The organism is Streptomyces sp. NPDC058239, assembly GCF_042882185.1.
Classification (GTDB): Bacteria; Actinomycetota; Actinomycetes; order Streptomycetales; family Streptomycetaceae; genus Streptomyces.
Window position 1 is genome coordinate 21991 of record NZ_JBHVWS010000014.1, and the last position, 13752, is coordinate 35742.

The window sequence follows — 13752 nt, forward strand, 5'->3', positions numbered from 1 at the left end:
CTTGGCTCCGGCTGGCCGATATCACGCGGCCAGCCGGTTGGCAGGTCTGGTGTGCGCTGCTGTCAGCGCCGAACGCCCGCGAAGGCGTCAACCATCGTTCCAGCTACCTCAGCGAGGTGATTCATCATCAACTCGGAGGCTGCCGACCCATCTTTCGCCTCCACCGCGGCCAGGATCTGCCGGTGCGCGGTGAGTTCCTCGGTCGAGGTGATGTGGTCCTCGACCTTCGGCATGAGGTGGTGCAGTCGACGTACCTCGTCGAGTTGGTCAGTCAAGATCGCAAGGGCCCTGCCGTTGCCCGTCAGAGCAGCCAGTTCACTGTGGAAAGCCCTCGCCGCGCCCAGCGCATGCTCAATCGAATCGGCGTCACTGGACTGCTGGGAGCAGAGCCCGGACAACCTGGCGACGTCCTCGGTGGTACGCAACTGAGCCGCTTGCGCTGCCATCACCGGCTCTACCATCCGACGGACCTCGAACACCTCTCGGATGTCCTCAAGTCGGACCGGGCGCACGAGATATCCCTTGCGCGGCATGACCACAACCCAGCCGTCCTGCAGCAGTAGCCGCAGGGCCTCGCGCACAGGGGTCTTCGAAATGCCGTAACGCGCAGCGAGTTCAGGCTCGAGCAGCAGCGCACCAGGGCCGTGACGGACTTGAAGGATCTCCTCCTTGAGACGGTGGTAGACCTGTTCCGTCAGCGAGAGTCGGCGAGCGGGCAACTCGATATCCGACTCAGCCGCGACAAGAGTTCTGCGCTGCTTCGCCATGGACCGATCCACCTCCGCCTTCAACAATGCCCAAGGTATATCTGGATGACCAGAACCCGAGCAACCGCACGCGGCCCGGACTCATTGGGCCCGGCTCGCAGGGGCCCGGCCCGCTATCCTGCCGGAGTACAGACAGGGCCCGAACATCGTGCCCTCGAGCGCTGCTCGACCGTTGATCCGCCCTCCCGCCATGCCCGATACTTCGCCAGCGGCATACAGGCCCTCGATCGGCTCACCGGAGCGACTCAGTACTTCGCACTGTGGACTCGTGTGCACGCCACCGAGGTTCTTCTGCGCCATCGGGAAAAGTTGCACGGCGATCAGCCCACCCGGTCACCTCACGTAGCCCGGCCAAGGAGCGCCCGGTAAGCGGTTCTGCTGCGTCCCCCGACGTGACCGCCGCGTTGAAGTCGTCAAGTGCCTGGACCACTGCCTCCTCGGGGAGGCCAGCCGATCGGGCCAGCTCGGCCGGGCCGTCAGCGGTGCGCACGTGAGCGGACTCGGCCCAGAACTGCTTCATTGCGGTCGGATCCGGCCCAGCCGACGTGCCGTAGTACTCATTGTCGATCAACAGCACGTGCTCGGCTTCGGCTGCCGAAAAGACCGACCAGGCTGTCTGCCCGGACTGTTCGAGGAGAGCATTGGTGCCCGAGTGGCCGCCGCGCAGTGACTCGTCGTGGAATCGGCGGCCGTCAGTGTTCAGCCAGATCTCTGTGGTGACGCCCCGCAGACCAAGTCCACGCGTGTCGGAAGGGTCGCTCGGGTCGGGGGTTCCAGTGGGGTAAACCCAGAGGTGGTCGAGGTTGGTGAACTCCGCACCGCAGGCATGCAGGAGATCGTGTCCCAGACCGACCGCAGTGGGGGCTCCCCCGGCGAGAACGCGGGGCAGTGCCCGCAGCTGGGGGGGAGTGCTTCAGCACTGTTTCGATACGACCGATGAAGCCGCCCGTGCATATGGCGACTGCTGGTGTGGCCAGGGTCTCCACCTCTCCAGCGGAGCGGATCCTCACGCCGGTGATCCTTCCATCCGCATGACACAGTTCCTCGGCCGTCACGCCGGTCCGGATGGTGACGCCCAGTGCCCGGGCGCGAGTTTCGAGTACCTCGATGATCCTGCGGCCCCAACCAGCGGGAAGGTGCCGGCGCGGCACGCTGTTCCCCTCGGGCTGGTCGAGAGACACCCACTCGATACCAAGCTCGGCACACCACTGGTACACATCGCGTGCGCTGTCAGCGATGTAGCGGCGAGCCCACTCGAGATCCGCGGTCGGGCCGCCCATCTGCTGCCAGTCGGCCAGGGCCAGTTCGGCAGTGTCGGCGATCCCCAGGGACCGCTGGAGAGGCGCTGTCGGCGCGGACCAGGATCTGGGTGCCGTACCAATGCACCTTCCGCCTAAACCGACAGAACCCCTCGACAAGGTTCATCGTCCCAGCTCAGAAGGCACGTTCGTGCTTCCTCCCCGCTTCCGGCCTCATCTCAACCGAAGCGGCGAGGTCAGTCGCCGAGGACCCGCTCCCACAGCAGCCCGTCCCGCCAGCTCCCGTCGAGAAAGATCGAGGAGTGCGCGACGCCGTACGGGCTGAACCCGTTGCGGCGCAGCACCCGTTGCGACGGCAGATTCTCCAGATTGGTGGACGCCTCGGCGCGGTGCAACCCGAGTTCGTCCGTCATCACCCGGAGTACAAGCCCGACGGCGTGCCCGGCGTGCCCTTGATTCTGGGCGACGCTGGCGATCCAGTATCCGACGGAACCGCGGCGCAGGTGCGGCTGCGGCAGGATGCCTCCGACGGTGACCTGCCCGATCACCTGGTCGTCGGCGAGCACCACGCCCGGCCAGACCGTGCCGGCCCGGTATCCGGCCAGCAGGCTGTCTATCCGCTCCGCCTGACCCTCCGGGGTGAAGAAGTCGGCCGGCTGGGCCGGTTCCCACGGCCGGAAAGCCTCGAAGTCCCGCATCCGATGCGCGGCGATCGGGGCGGCGTCGGTGGGCTCGATCAGGCGGATCCTGGTGCTGCTGCGCATGGGCTGATCCTCGTCGCGGTGCGTCGGATGAGACGGCCAGCCTATGCAAGGGTGCCCGCGCCGCCGCACCCTGCGCCCGCCGGAGGATCGAGTCGATCGCGCAGCTCGTTTTCTCGACACCCTGCACGCAGAAAGCGCCTTCCGCTTGGACCGACAGAACCCCTCGACAAGGTTCATCGTCCCAGCTCAGAAGGCACGTTCGTATTTCCTCCCCGCTCCCGGCCTCATCTCAACCGAAACGGCGAGGCCAATGATGTCGTCAAGCGGCAGTTGTGACTGGGGGTTGCTTTGGTAGCACCGTCTGGCACGAATCAGGGCCCACAAGACATTCACTCGGCGTCGGGCGAGGGCGAGGACGGCCTGGGTGGGTCGTTTGCCTTCGGCGCGCTTGCGCTCGTAGAAGCTCCGCGATTCGCCGCAGCTAGGGCGCCACCGCATTGCGGTCGTTTCCGGAGTCCGCCACCATGGCGCGCATCTCCATTGCCATCAGATTGTCCGCACCAGCGTCCAGGACGCCTACAACCTCGGCTGGAAACTGGGGGCGGTACTGCGCCACAACGCCCCGCCGGAACTCCTCGACACCTATCACGCCGAACGGCAGCAGGTCGCCGCCGACCTGCTGCAACGCTCCAGCGGCATTCTGAGCCGGGACCAGGAGGACTCCCGGACGGGCTGGACCCGCCGCGGCGACGACACCCTGCAACTCGATCTGACCTACCGGGGCGGCCCGCTGGCCATCGACCGCCGCCCCACTCCCGCCGACGACGCGCTTCAGGCAGGCGACCGAGCACCCGACGCCCCCTGCACGGACACCTCCGGCACTCTCGTACGCCTATTCGACATCTTCCGGAGCCCCCACTTCACCCTCCTGGCCTTCGGCGACACACCCACCCCGCGCCTCACCGGCAAACAGGTCCGCACCTACCGCATCCACACCTCCCGGACCGGCTCGGACACCCTGCACGACACGCACAGGCACGCCCGCAACGCATACGCCAACACGGGCCTCTTCCTCATCCGGCCCGACGGCTACATCGCCCTCGCCACCCACGACCCGAACGACGTCACCACATACCTCTCTTGGCAGCACCTCACCGCTGCTGCCTCTGTCGGCCGCTGACACGAGATGTGCCGCCAGTACCCCCGCCGCGCCGGCTCCTCCCTGCAGGGGCGAAGCGGGCGCGACGCAGGTCAGTCGATGTGTTTCGCCTGAACGCCGCTGGCACTTCGCGGACCCCTGCGACGACCTGGAGACCAAAGGTGTGGAACGAGCAGGAGTTCCAGCCGCAGCGGAACCCGGTCGCGGTGGACCAGGGCCAGTACGTAACACGAGTCTAAGTAGCCATCACCGATGCGAGGCCGCGCTCCGCGATGGGAGCTTCGGTTCGGCGAGGGCCGATCGGCCTCTCGGGGAACCAGCGATACCGGAGACTCATACATGGCAGCCAACGGCGTCACCTACACCGGCCTGGACGCACTGCTCGCACCCGAAAGGTCGGTCCTCCTGCTGATCGACCACCAGGGCGCGCAGTTCGCCGGGACGCACAGCATGGACCCCAACCTCGTGGTCAACAACGTCACCGCCCTGGCGAAGGGCGCCAAGCTGTTCGACGTACCGACGATCCTCAGTACGGTCGTCGAGGACCGCGGCGGCCGGATCATCCGGCAGATCCAGGACGTGTTCCCCGATCAGAAGCCGATCGACCGCACCACGATCAACACCTGGGAGGACCAGCGGGTCGTCGACGCCGTCGCCGCCACCGGCCGCAAGGACCTCGTCATAGCCGGCCTGTGGACGGACATCTGCCTCGCCTTCCCGGCGATCCACGCCATGGCCGACGGCTACCGGGTCTACGCGGTGACGGACGCGTCCGGCGCGACGACGGTCGAGGCCCATGAACGCGGAGTCCAGCGCATGATCCAGGCGGGCGTCATCCCGATGACCGCCGGGACCGTCATCGCGGAATGGCAGCGCGACTGGGCACGCGAGGCGACCGTCCCCGGCATCAGCCAGATCATGTTCGACCACGGCGGCAGCTTCGGCACCAGCCTGGCCTGGGAGCTTCAGCTCCTCGGCAAGGACTGACAACTCGCATGTGGGCGGGGTGGGCCGCGCCTCGGCGCCGCCCACCGCGGTCACATGGTCATGTGGTCAGCGGCAGGTCGCGCAGTTGGCGGCGCGAGGTGATGCCGAGCTTGCGGAAGATGTTCCGCAGATGGGCGTCGATGGTGCGCGGGCTCAGGAACAGCTGCGTGCCCACCTCCTTCGACGTCGCGCCCATGGCGACCAGCCGGGCGATCTGGAACTCCTGCGCGGTGAGACGGGTCGGCGCGTCGCCGACCCGTCGCCGCGCGCGGGCGCCGGTCGCGGCGAGCTCTCGGGCAGCCCGTCCCGCGAACGCCGCTGCCCCGAGCACGGACAACTGCTCGTACGCCGCCTGCAACTCCACCCGCGCCTCGGACCGCCGGCCCTCGCGGCGCAGCCATTCGCCGTACACCAGTCGGGCGCGCGCGACGTGGGGGGCGCCGTCGCTGCGGGCAAGATGCTCGATCGCCTCCCGGTACAGCTTCTCGGCGGCCGGCCCCTCGGCGAGCAGGGCCCGCGAGCGCAGCTCGGTCCCGAGCGCCCACTCTGAGCCGCTCGCGGCAGTGCGCTCGGACAGGAGCTTCACGACGGGCTCCGCGAGATCGGGGCGTCCGGCGTGCGTCGCGGCCTCGATGAACTCCACAGGTATCCAGGAGTGGAAGCTGATCTCGTCGAGATCGCCTGCCGCTCGGCACGCCGAGAGGGCGGCGTCGTAGCGGCCCAGGCCGTTGAGCAGTACGGTCCGGGCGTACTCGGTGGCGCTGAGGAGCCGTCCCTCGCCGCGCGCGCCGGCGTCGCGGGTGGCGATGTCGGCGAGCCGGGTGGTGCGTTTCTCGTCGCCGCGCCACGCGGCCACGGTGACGTCGACGTGGAGCATGGCCGGGGTGCCGAGTTCCGCCGCGATCGCGTGCGCCTCGTCGACCAGCGCGGCGGCGTCGGCGAACTCGCCCGCGTGGACATGTGCGAGGGCCCGGTAGCTCAAGGCCACGGGCAGTTCGGCGAGCATGCCCTCGCCGCGCACCAGCTCGAGCTGGCGGGCGGCCAGCTCCCGCCATGCCGCGTCGTCCCACAGGTCCATCGCGGGACCGCAGGCCACCCATAACTGGCCCACGTCGTACGCGTCGCGTCCCGCACCGCGCCGGTAGACGTCCACGGCCCGGCGCAATTCCGGCACCGCCTCCGTGTACCCGTGCCTGATCTGGGTGGTCAATCCGTCGAGCAGTCGGTCGAGCGGGCGTGGATTCGGTGGGGTGGGACTCATGGCACGGGCGGCCTCGGCGATGTCGAGCATGCGGTCAGCGGTGGTGAACCGGCCGACGAACACCGCCGCGGCGAGGGACTCGAGGAATGCCTCGCGGGCCGAGAAGGTGTCGAGCGGTGCCATGAGCCGGGCCGCCCGAAGCAGCTTCTCGACTGCGGCGTCGTCCCGGTTCTTGTCGAACGCCATCCGTGCACGCAGCGTGGCCACCGTGGCACGCTGGAGGTCGTCGAGCGGTCCGGCTTCCGCCATGGACAGCAGGGACAATGCGGAGTCCGCGGCGCCGCTGTCGCGCTTGGCGCGCGCAGCGACGACGGCTCGTTCGGCGCGGCGGGCGGGATCCGGCGTCAGATTCGCGGCCTTCTCCAGGAAGGCCGCTGCGGCGGCGACGCCGCCGCGGGCCCGGGCCCGGTCGGCGGATCGTTCCAGCGCCGCGGCGACGTCCTCGTCCGGCTTGCGTGCAGCCTGTGAGTAGTGCCACGCCTTGCGGTCGGGCTCGGTGTCCGCGACGGCCTCGGCCAATGCGCGATGGACCGCGCGGCGCTCGTCGAGGGCAGCGGACCGGTAGACGGTCGAACGCACCAGCGGGTGGCGGAACCGCACCCGGCCGCCGATGGCCAGCAGGCCGGACTCCTCCGCGTGCGTCACCGCGTCGTCGGGGACGCCGAGTTGCTCCGCCGCCGCGCGCAGGAGGATCGGGCTGCCGGTCGGCTCGGCTGCCGCGATCAGGAGCAGGGTCCGTGTCTCGACGGGGAGTTCGGCCAGTCTCGCCCGGTAGCTCGCCTCGACCTTCCCCGAGGTGGGCGACGCCGCGGGCAGCGCGAACCCGCCCGCGAGGTCGGTGGTGTGTGGCAGTTCGAGGAGGGCGAGCGGATTGCCGCGCGCCTCGGCAATGATGCGGTCGTGTACGGCACCGTCGAGAGGCACGTGCAGCTGCGACGCGAGGAGCCGACGGGCATCGTCGTCGGCCAGGCCGCGAAGCGTCAGTTCAGGGAGGCCCGCCAGTTCGTGGCGGTCGCTCGCATCGCGCTCGGCGAACAGCAGCGCCACGGGTTCGTCCTGGAGCCGGCGCGCGACGAAGGCCAAGGCCTGCGCGGATGCTTGGTCGAGCCAATGCGCGTCGTCGATGACGCACAGCACAGGCTGCTCGGCCGCAGCCTCGGAGAGGAGGTTGAGCACCGCCAAGCCTACGTGGAAGCGGTTCGGCGCGCCGTCCCCGGTCTGCCCGAACGCCGCGTCAAGCGCCCCGCGTTGCGGCGCGGGCAGCCGTTCGGGTCGCGGACCACGCGTCCGGCATCGGCGTCGATCCCGGCCGCCTCGTGGTCGCCGGGGCCAGCGCGGGCGGGGGCTTGACCGCGGCCGCCACGCTCCTGGCCCGGGACCGCCACGGCCCGCGCGTCGCCGGTCAACTCCTCGCCTGCCCGATGCTCGACGACCGCAACGACACACTGTCCGGCATCCAGATGGCCGGACGCGGCGTCTGGGACCGCACGTCGAACGACACCGGTTGGACCGCGCTGCTCGGGGAGGAACGCGGCGGCCCCGACGTCTCCCCGTACGCGGCGCCGGCACGTGCGTCGAGCCTGTCAGGTCTGCCGCCGCTGTTCATCGACGTCGGCTCCGCCGAGACATTCCGGGACGAGGCCGTCGCGTACGCGTCCCGATTCTGGCTCTCCGGCGGGGACGCGGAGCTGCACGTGTGGCCGGGCGGATTCCATGGCTTCGATGCCATGGTGCCGGGCGCGGCACTGTCCCAGGCCGCCCGCGCGGCCCGGCTGCGCTGGCTGCGCCGGATTCTGTAGACGTGCTCCGGTCCGGCCGGCTGCCGCTGCCTTCGGGCACCACGCGAAGCCGCTTGAGGCCCTCCGGCTACGATTCCCGAACCAGTGGACACACACCCAGAAGATTGGCCTCATGAACGAACCACGCTGGCTCGACGAGCGTGAGGCGGCTGTCTGGAAGAAGTACCGGGACCTGCAGCGCCAACTGCAAAGCGCCCTGGACCGGCAGCTCGCCCGCGACTCCGTGTTGTCCGGAGCCGACTACGCGGTACTCGTCCCCCTGTCCGAGTCGCCGGGCGACGTCCTACGGGCCCGGGAGCTCCAGGTCGAGCTGGGCTGGGAACGGAGTCGGCTGTCGCATCAGATCAGCCGCATGGAGAAGCGCGGCATGGTCGCCCGTGAGCCGTGCGAGGACGACGCACGCGGCTCGATGGTGCGCATGACTGCCCAGGGCCGGGCCGCGATCGAGGCTGCCGCGCCGCAGCACGCCGAGACCGTCCGCCGCTACTTCTTCGACCCGCTCGCCCACGACGAAGTCGAAACGCTGGGCGTACTCTTCGACCGGCTCCTCGCCTCACTCGCACGCGACACGGACTGACCGTTCCTCCGTCCGCCCCCTCACATAGCTGATCATGGCGCAGTGCCCGCACGCGCCGCGCAGCGCCGCACTGGATCGCGCCGTCGGCAGACCCTACGCAGCCCCGCCATATAGGCGACCGTCACCGACGCGAGTCGGCCGACGTGCTGCGAGTGTCGGCTGTGGCAGACCTACGTGAGGAGTCGGGATGAAGATCACTGTTGTGGGACGAGGACGCGTCGGAGGCGGCCTGGCCGGTCTGTGGGAGAAGGCCGGCCACGAGGTGACCGGTCTTGGCCGCGACGGCGGCGACGCGGCCGGTGCCGACGTCCTGGTGGTCGCGGTGCCGGGCCCGGAGATCGCCGATGCGCTGGCCCGGGTGTCCGGGCTGGCCGGACAAGTGACCATCGACGCCTGCAACCTCTACGGACCGCGGGACGGCTCCTTCCCCTCGCTGTCCCACCAGGTGAAGTCGATCGTCGGCGGACCGACCGCGAAGTCGTTCTCGACGAACTTCGCCGCGATGTACGACCAGATCGAGGCGCAGCGTGTTCGCCCGAGCAACCTCTTCGCCGCCGAAGCGGCCGCGCGGGAGACGACCGAACAGCTGATCCGGGACGCCGGCTACGACCCCGTCTTCGTCGGCGACCTCGATCCCGGCGCCCGCCTGCTCGAAGACAGCTCAGCACTCACCCGTGCGCTGGCCGGACAGCTGGGCCCCTTCTTCTACCGCTACGGGCGTCCCGGCGAGCTGTGAACCTTCACCGTCCGCCACACATGTCCAAGGAGCAAGCCGCCCCATGACCACCACCGCCGCGATCACCGGCAGCACCGGCTTCGGTCGCAACGGCTCAGCGGCCATCGCCCTGCCCGACCGGGTCGCCGCGTCGAGCAGCGCACCGGCGACCCCGTGTACTGCCGCGTCGGAGGCGTGATGAGCGACATCCCGGCAGGCAAGGTCGTCGTGGTCACCGGCGCCGCAAGCGGGATCGGCAGGGCCATCGCGGTCGCGGCAGCGCGGCACGGAGCGAAGGGCGTGATCGTCGCCGACCTCACCGAGACCCCGCACGAGGGCGGCGAGCCCACCGTCGCAGCGATCCAAACGCTGGGCGTCCCGGCGCGGTTCGTTGCCACCGACGTCACCCGCCGCGCCCACGCCGGCGCCCTGGTGGACGCCGCGAGCGAGTTCGACGGAGTCGACGTCATGGTGTGCAACGCCGTAATCACGCTCGGCGCGGACGGGGCAGACGTCGCCGAGGCCGACCACCGCCGCTTGACGGCGGTCGACCTAGACGGTGTCCTGTTCGGCGCCCAAGCCGCGGCACGGCAGATGAAGGACCCGGCGACGCCCGGCAGCATCGTGCTGATGGCCGGCATGGGCGAACTGGTCGGCGCCGGATTCACCGTCGCCCACTCGACCAGCAGGGGCGGGGTCATCCTGATGGCCAAGTCCCTCGCCGACGCCTTGGGCCCGACGGCATCCGGGGCAACGCCGTGTGCCCCGGCACCATCGACACCCATCTCCTGCGGTCCACGCCCGACATCGCGCAAGCCGCGGACGGGTACCGGCAGCGGACTCCGCCGCGGCGCCTGGGGCAGCCGTCCGAGACCGGTGACGCCGTGGCGTACCTCGGATCGGATCTGTCGAGCTATGTGAACGGAGCCGCCCGCGTCGTCGACGGCGGCCTGACCTCGGTGATCTGCCACCTGCGAGACCTGTGCGAGCCAAACCGGCCGACCGCACCTTCCACGAAGGAATCCCATGAGCGAGAACAATCCGAGCGAGGCCGCCAAGGCGATCGTCCGTCGCAACACCGAGGAGGTACAGGGCGGCGGGGACTTCGCCCTCTTCGACGAACTGTTCGCCGACGACTTCCTCGACCACACACCGCAGCCGGGGCGTACGGCCGACAAGGCGGGCGCACGCCAGCTGTACCAGGTGCTCCGCGAGGCCTTCCCCGACTTCCACGCCGTCATCCACTGGCAGTCCGCCGACGGCGGCCTCGTCACCACGTACAAGACGTATCACGGCACCCACAAGGGCGAGTTCTTCGGCATCGCGCCCACCGGCAAGCAGATCAGCTTCGAAACCGTGGACGCCATGAGGGTTCGCGACGGGAAGATTACCGAGCACTGGGGCGTCGCGAACCTGTTCTCGCTGATGCAGCAGCTCGGCGCGCTGCCGGCTGCCGTATAGATGCTCGACCTCTCTGCGGCCGTGTTCAGCTTCCAGCCGGAGGTGCCGGCCTGCAACGTCAAGGCAGTGACACGAATCTCCAACCCCGGCAGCGAGCCGTTGCGCCGCAGAGCCGGAGTGACGCTTCGCAAGACCAGCGTCCTTCGAGCGTCAACAGCAACTTGGCACGGCGAACCTGTCACAGAACGGGGACGGTCGTGGTCTATGAAGTAGACGCGGCGGGAGCAGCCGTGAAATTCCAGCGGTCACCGCTCATGGGCACTCCGGGCCGCCCGCCCCCGAACATCCGGCGATTGGTACCACCGTGCCCAAAGCCGTCGCCGGAGCGGCTGTTCACCCGATGACCGCACGATCGCGCCTCTTGACCGCATGCCTACCGGAGGATCGGAGACAGCAGACTCATGCACCTCGAATGGTCCCCCACGGAAAGGCAGCCCGGACGAGGCCGTTTCTGTCCTCGTGGAGCTTCGACCACGTCCTTTCGGCATCGCCTACCGCGTACTGGGAAGCACGGCCGAGGACGTGGTCCAGGAGGCGTGGCTGCGCCGGCAGGAGACCGATCGGTCGGCAGTGGTCAGCCCCGCGGCACTCCTGTCGAGTGCCACCACCGGGCCTGCCATCAGCGTGGCCCAGTCCGCCCGGGTCCGCCGCGAGACCTACATCGGTCCGTGGCTGCCTGAACCATCGACACCAGCAGCGATCCCGAGGCCGGCGCCCAGCTCGTGTGCCACCCGCTCCGCCAGAAATACGTATGCCACATGTCAGAAAGGAACCCTGGACATGCCCGAAGAGCAGCCACTTGTCCTCGACCCCACCGGTGCCGACCACCACGCCGAGGACCGGGCCCTGCGCGCCCGCGGGGCAGCCACGCTCGTGGACGTCCTCGGGGTAACCGCGTGGTCCGTCTCCGACCCCGGCCTCCTGAAGCATCTCCTGACGCGCACATACGTCTCCAAGGACGCCCGAACGCATTGGCCGGCGTTCGCCGACACGGTTCCGACCTGGCCACTCGCTCTCTGGGTGACGGTCGACAACATGTTCACCGCCTACGGCAGCGACCACCGCCGTCTGCGTCGTCTGATCGCCCCGGCCTTGTCGGCCCGACGTATCGCCGCCCTGACGCCTGTCGTCGAGGACCTCGTCACGGGCATCCTCGACGACCTGGACGCCCTCCCGGCCGGTGAAGTGGTAGACCTGCGCGAGCACTTGGCCTATCCACTGCCGATCGCGGTCATCGGCCGGATGATGGGCCTTTCCTCCACCCAGCTGAACGGGCTCCGCACGGTGGTGGACCGGGTGTTCGCCACCACCCTCTCCGCGGATGAGGCCGCGGCGAACACGGCCACCCTGTACCAGCTTCTCGACGAGTTGATCGCCGTGAAGCGGGCCTCGCCCGGCGCCGACATGACCTCCCTCCTGATCGCCACCCGCGACGAGGAGGGCGACGGCAGTGCCCTCAGCGACGCCGAATTGCGCGGCACCCTCGTGCTGATGATCAGTGCCGGCTACGAGACGACCGTCAACGTCATCGACCAGGCGATCACATCCCTGCTGACCGACCCGGAGCAGCTGGCCCACGTCCGCGCCGGCCGGTGCGACTGGAATGACGTCGTCGAGGAGACGCTGCGCCACGAGCCGGCTCTCAAGCACCTGCCTCTGCGCTACGCGCTCGAGGACATCCCACTGCCCGGCGGGCAGACCATCCGGACCGGGGAGGCGATCCTCGCCTCCTACGCAGCCGCCAACCGCCACCCGGACTGGCACGGTGACAACGCCGACCTCTTCGACGCCACCCGAACCACCAAGGATCACCTGGCTTTCGGGCACGGCGTCCACTTCTGCCTCGGCGCCCCCCTCGCCCGCCTCGAAGTCGCCGCCGCCCTGCGTCAGCTGTTCGCGCGCTTTCCCGACGCCCAACTCGCTTCACCCGCCGGGGAACTGCAGCCTCTGCCGACCTTGATCAGCAACGGGCACGTGACCCTTCCCGTTCGCCTGCGGCCGGTCGCCCGGTACACCTAGGAGCACGCCGGCCACCGCAGCCCGGACCCACGTGGCCCATGCCCTGTGGTCGACGAGCCCTTTTCTCGCGAGAGCCCTCACGGTGTCCCGTGCCACTCTCCCGCGCCACGGGGTCCGTGATGTTGTCGGCCACGCGCCGGTATCCCGTAACGGCCGGGGCATCGGACGCGAGGTGGGCGGCCCGCTGACCACCCGGAGTCCGGACAAGCCTCCCCCGGAGCCGGCTTCTCCTTGGCCCGGAGGTCCTTGAACGACTTGAGAGCAGCCGGCACCAGGGCCGGCAACGGCAGCTCTCGCTCACCGGCGAGAGACTTTGTCCAGCGGGGCGTCTGTCGGCGAGGTGTCGCGGTCGTCGGCAAGGTGCCGAGGCGCAATCAGTCGAACTTCATGCCGAAGTACGGGTCGGGTCCGCCTGTGTAGGGGTCGACGCCGGACTCCCACCGTCGTCGTTCCTCACGCCAGTGGACGAAGTGCGGAAAGGACTTTCCCCAGAGGGAGGCGTCGCTGAGTGGGCACTCGTCGAAGCCCTTGGTGAACAGGCGCCGAAGGAACTCCGCCATTCCGCAGTCGTAGATTTTCCAGTTGGGCCGGCCGTGCCGTTCCCACACGATGACGGGCCACTTGTTGGGGTCGTGGTCGACGGTGAGCCACCCGAGGATGTCGGCTCCGCAGCTGACGCCCCGAGCAACGACAGAATCAGGTCCGGCATCGATCTCGTCCGGTCCTCCTTCGGACTCCCACATGTGCCGCATGTTGGCTGTCTCGGCCGCCATGCCCCCGAGGCCAGGGCTGGCGGCCGGCTGCGTGCTCGCTTCGGGAAGCACGACGCTCAGCGCGCCGTCGATTCCGCCGGCTCCGTACATGCTCATGAAGTCGATGTAGTCGGAGGGGAAGCCGACTCCCCAAGCCCGCCGGACCGCATCCCAGTCCACCTGCTCATCGGCCCCGTCATGTGGCGGCATCATCCCCGTGAGTGCGGCGAGAACTGTTCCCTGAGACGGCATGAGCCCTCCAGTGGTGTGCATCGTCTGCTGCAAGGTATCC

General features: G+C 69.3%; 13 protein-coding genes and 4 pseudogenes. 9 read left to right on the forward strand and 8 right to left on the reverse strand.

Annotated elements, in window-relative coordinates; all coding sequences use genetic code 11:
* Window positions 1–62: 62 nt before the first annotated feature.
* From ACFVYE_RS17625 to ACFVYE_RS17650, 6 genes and pseudogenes are all read right to left on the reverse strand, one after another.
* A complete protein-coding gene (locus tag ACFVYE_RS17625) occupies window positions 63–767 on the reverse strand; it encodes a GntR family transcriptional regulator (protein ID WP_389606229.1) in 705 nt (234 codons plus the stop codon).
* Window positions 768–848: 81 nt separating this feature from the next.
* On the reverse strand, window positions 849–1091 hold the full coding sequence (locus ACFVYE_RS17630; protein ID WP_389606308.1) for an FAD-binding protein: 243 nt from the start codon (window positions 1089–1091) through the stop codon (window positions 849–851).
* Complete coding sequence (locus ACFVYE_RS17635) at window positions 1000–1665, reverse strand: FAD-binding protein (protein WP_389606310.1); 666 nt, start codon at window positions 1663–1665, stop codon at window positions 1000–1002. The genes ACFVYE_RS17630 and ACFVYE_RS17635 overlap by 92 nt, the downstream gene beginning before the upstream one ends.
* Window positions 1666–1672: 7 nt before the next feature.
* Window positions 1673–2185: pseudogene (locus tag ACFVYE_RS17640) on the reverse strand (FAD-binding protein); the annotation flags it as partial.
* 77 nt (window positions 2186–2262) lie between these two features.
* Entirely contained in the window at window positions 2263–2790 is a 528-nt protein-coding gene (locus ACFVYE_RS17645; protein WP_383968519.1) for a GNAT family N-acetyltransferase, read from the reverse strand.
* 259 nt (window positions 2791–3049) lie between these two features.
* Window positions 3050–3201: pseudogene (locus ACFVYE_RS17650) on the reverse strand (IS110 family transposase); the annotation flags it as partial.
* 136 nt (window positions 3202–3337) lie between these two features.
* On the opposite strand from ACFVYE_RS17650, the gene ACFVYE_RS17655 reads away from it, so the two are divergent.
* Window positions 3338–3910, forward strand: coding sequence for a hypothetical protein (locus tag ACFVYE_RS17655; RefSeq protein WP_389606312.1), 573 nt, complete (start codon window positions 3338–3340; stop codon window positions 3908–3910).
* 318 nt (window positions 3911–4228) lie between these two features.
* Window positions 4229–4876: a hydrolase gene (locus ACFVYE_RS17660; protein WP_383044786.1), complete on the forward strand. Its 648-nt coding sequence runs from the start codon at window positions 4229–4231 to the stop codon at window positions 4874–4876.
* 58 nt (window positions 4877–4934) lie between these two features.
* On the opposite strand, the pseudogene ACFVYE_RS17665 reads toward ACFVYE_RS17660, so the two are convergent.
* Window positions 4935–7406 (reverse strand): annotated as a pseudogene (locus tag ACFVYE_RS17665) (LuxR C-terminal-related transcriptional regulator); the annotation flags it as partial.
* Between the two features lie 5 nt (window positions 7407–7411).
* Between ACFVYE_RS17665 and ACFVYE_RS17670 the strand changes: the two are divergent.
* The 7 genes and pseudogenes from ACFVYE_RS17670 to ACFVYE_RS17700 all read left to right on the forward strand — a co-directional run.
* Window positions 7412–7936, forward strand: a pseudogene (locus ACFVYE_RS17670) (alpha/beta hydrolase fold domain-containing protein); the annotation flags it as partial.
* A gap of 112 nt (window positions 7937–8048) precedes the next feature.
* A complete protein-coding gene (locus tag ACFVYE_RS17675) occupies window positions 8049–8513 on the forward strand; it encodes a MarR family winged helix-turn-helix transcriptional regulator (RefSeq protein WP_382221163.1) in 465 nt (154 codons plus the stop codon).
* 187 nt (window positions 8514–8700) lie between these two features.
* Complete coding sequence (locus ACFVYE_RS17680) at window positions 8701–9249, forward strand: dinucleotide-binding protein (protein ID WP_383972507.1); 549 nt, start codon at window positions 8701–8703, stop codon at window positions 9247–9249.
* 43 nt (window positions 9250–9292) lie between these two features.
* Window positions 9293–9427 (forward strand): hypothetical protein, encoded by a 135-nt coding sequence (locus tag ACFVYE_RS17685; protein WP_383972509.1) that lies wholly within the window; start codon window positions 9293–9295, stop codon window positions 9425–9427.
* Window positions 9427–10149, forward strand: a complete 723-nt coding sequence (locus ACFVYE_RS17690; RefSeq protein ID WP_389606232.1) for an SDR family NAD(P)-dependent oxidoreductase — start codon at window positions 9427–9429, stop codon at window positions 10147–10149. The genes ACFVYE_RS17685 and ACFVYE_RS17690 overlap by 1 nt, the downstream gene beginning before the upstream one ends.
* 105 nt (window positions 10150–10254) lie before the next feature.
* Window positions 10255–10689 carry an ester cyclase gene (locus ACFVYE_RS17695; protein WP_383972513.1) on the forward strand — a complete coding sequence of 145 codons (435 nt, stop codon included), beginning with the start codon at window positions 10255–10257 and terminating at the stop codon, window positions 10687–10689.
* A gap of 780 nt (window positions 10690–11469) precedes the next feature.
* On the forward strand, window positions 11470–12708 hold the full coding sequence (locus ACFVYE_RS17700; protein ID WP_383972514.1) for a cytochrome P450: 1239 nt from the start codon (window positions 11470–11472) through the stop codon (window positions 12706–12708).
* A 374-nt stretch (window positions 12709–13082) separates the two neighbouring features.
* Here ACFVYE_RS17700 and ACFVYE_RS17705 read toward each other — a convergent pair whose 3' ends face one another.
* Window positions 13083–13712: an SMI1/KNR4 family protein gene (locus tag ACFVYE_RS17705; protein ID WP_389606234.1), complete on the reverse strand. Its 630-nt coding sequence runs from the start codon at window positions 13710–13712 to the stop codon at window positions 13083–13085.
* Window positions 13713–13752: the final 40 nt, after the last annotated feature.

What these genes read in the sequence shown, in the direction of transcription:
- ACFVYE_RS17625 (WP_389606229.1), bottom strand. Translation starts at nt 767, where the DNA reads ATGGCGAAGCAGCGCAGAACTCTTGTCGCGGCTGAGTCGGATATCGAG.
- ACFVYE_RS17645 (WP_383968519.1), bottom strand. Translation starts at nt 2,790, where the DNA reads ATGCGCAGCAGCACCAGGATCCGCCTGATCGAGCCCACCGACGCCGCC.
- ACFVYE_RS17660 (WP_383044786.1), top strand. Translation starts at nt 4,229, where the DNA reads ATGGCAGCCAACGGCGTCACCTACACCGGCCTGGACGCACTGCTCGCA.
- ACFVYE_RS17675 (WP_382221163.1), top strand. Translation starts at nt 8,049, where the DNA reads ATGAACGAACCACGCTGGCTCGACGAGCGTGAGGCGGCTGTCTGGAAG.
- ACFVYE_RS17680 (WP_383972507.1), top strand. Translation starts at nt 8,701, where the DNA reads ATGAAGATCACTGTTGTGGGACGAGGACGCGTCGGAGGCGGCCTGGCC.
- ACFVYE_RS17685 (WP_383972509.1), top strand. Translation starts at nt 9,293, where the DNA reads ATGACCACCACCGCCGCGATCACCGGCAGCACCGGCTTCGGTCGCAAC.
- ACFVYE_RS17690 (WP_389606232.1), top strand. Translation starts at nt 9,427, where the DNA reads ATGAGCGACATCCCGGCAGGCAAGGTCGTCGTGGTCACCGGCGCCGCA.
- ACFVYE_RS17695 (WP_383972513.1), top strand. Translation starts at nt 10,255, where the DNA reads ATGAGCGAGAACAATCCGAGCGAGGCCGCCAAGGCGATCGTCCGTCGC.
- ACFVYE_RS17700 (WP_383972514.1), top strand. Translation starts at nt 11,470, where the DNA reads ATGCCCGAAGAGCAGCCACTTGTCCTCGACCCCACCGGTGCCGACCAC.
- ACFVYE_RS17705 (WP_389606234.1), bottom strand. Translation starts at nt 13,712, where the DNA reads ATGCCGTCTCAGGGAACAGTTCTCGCCGCACTCACGGGGATGATGCCG.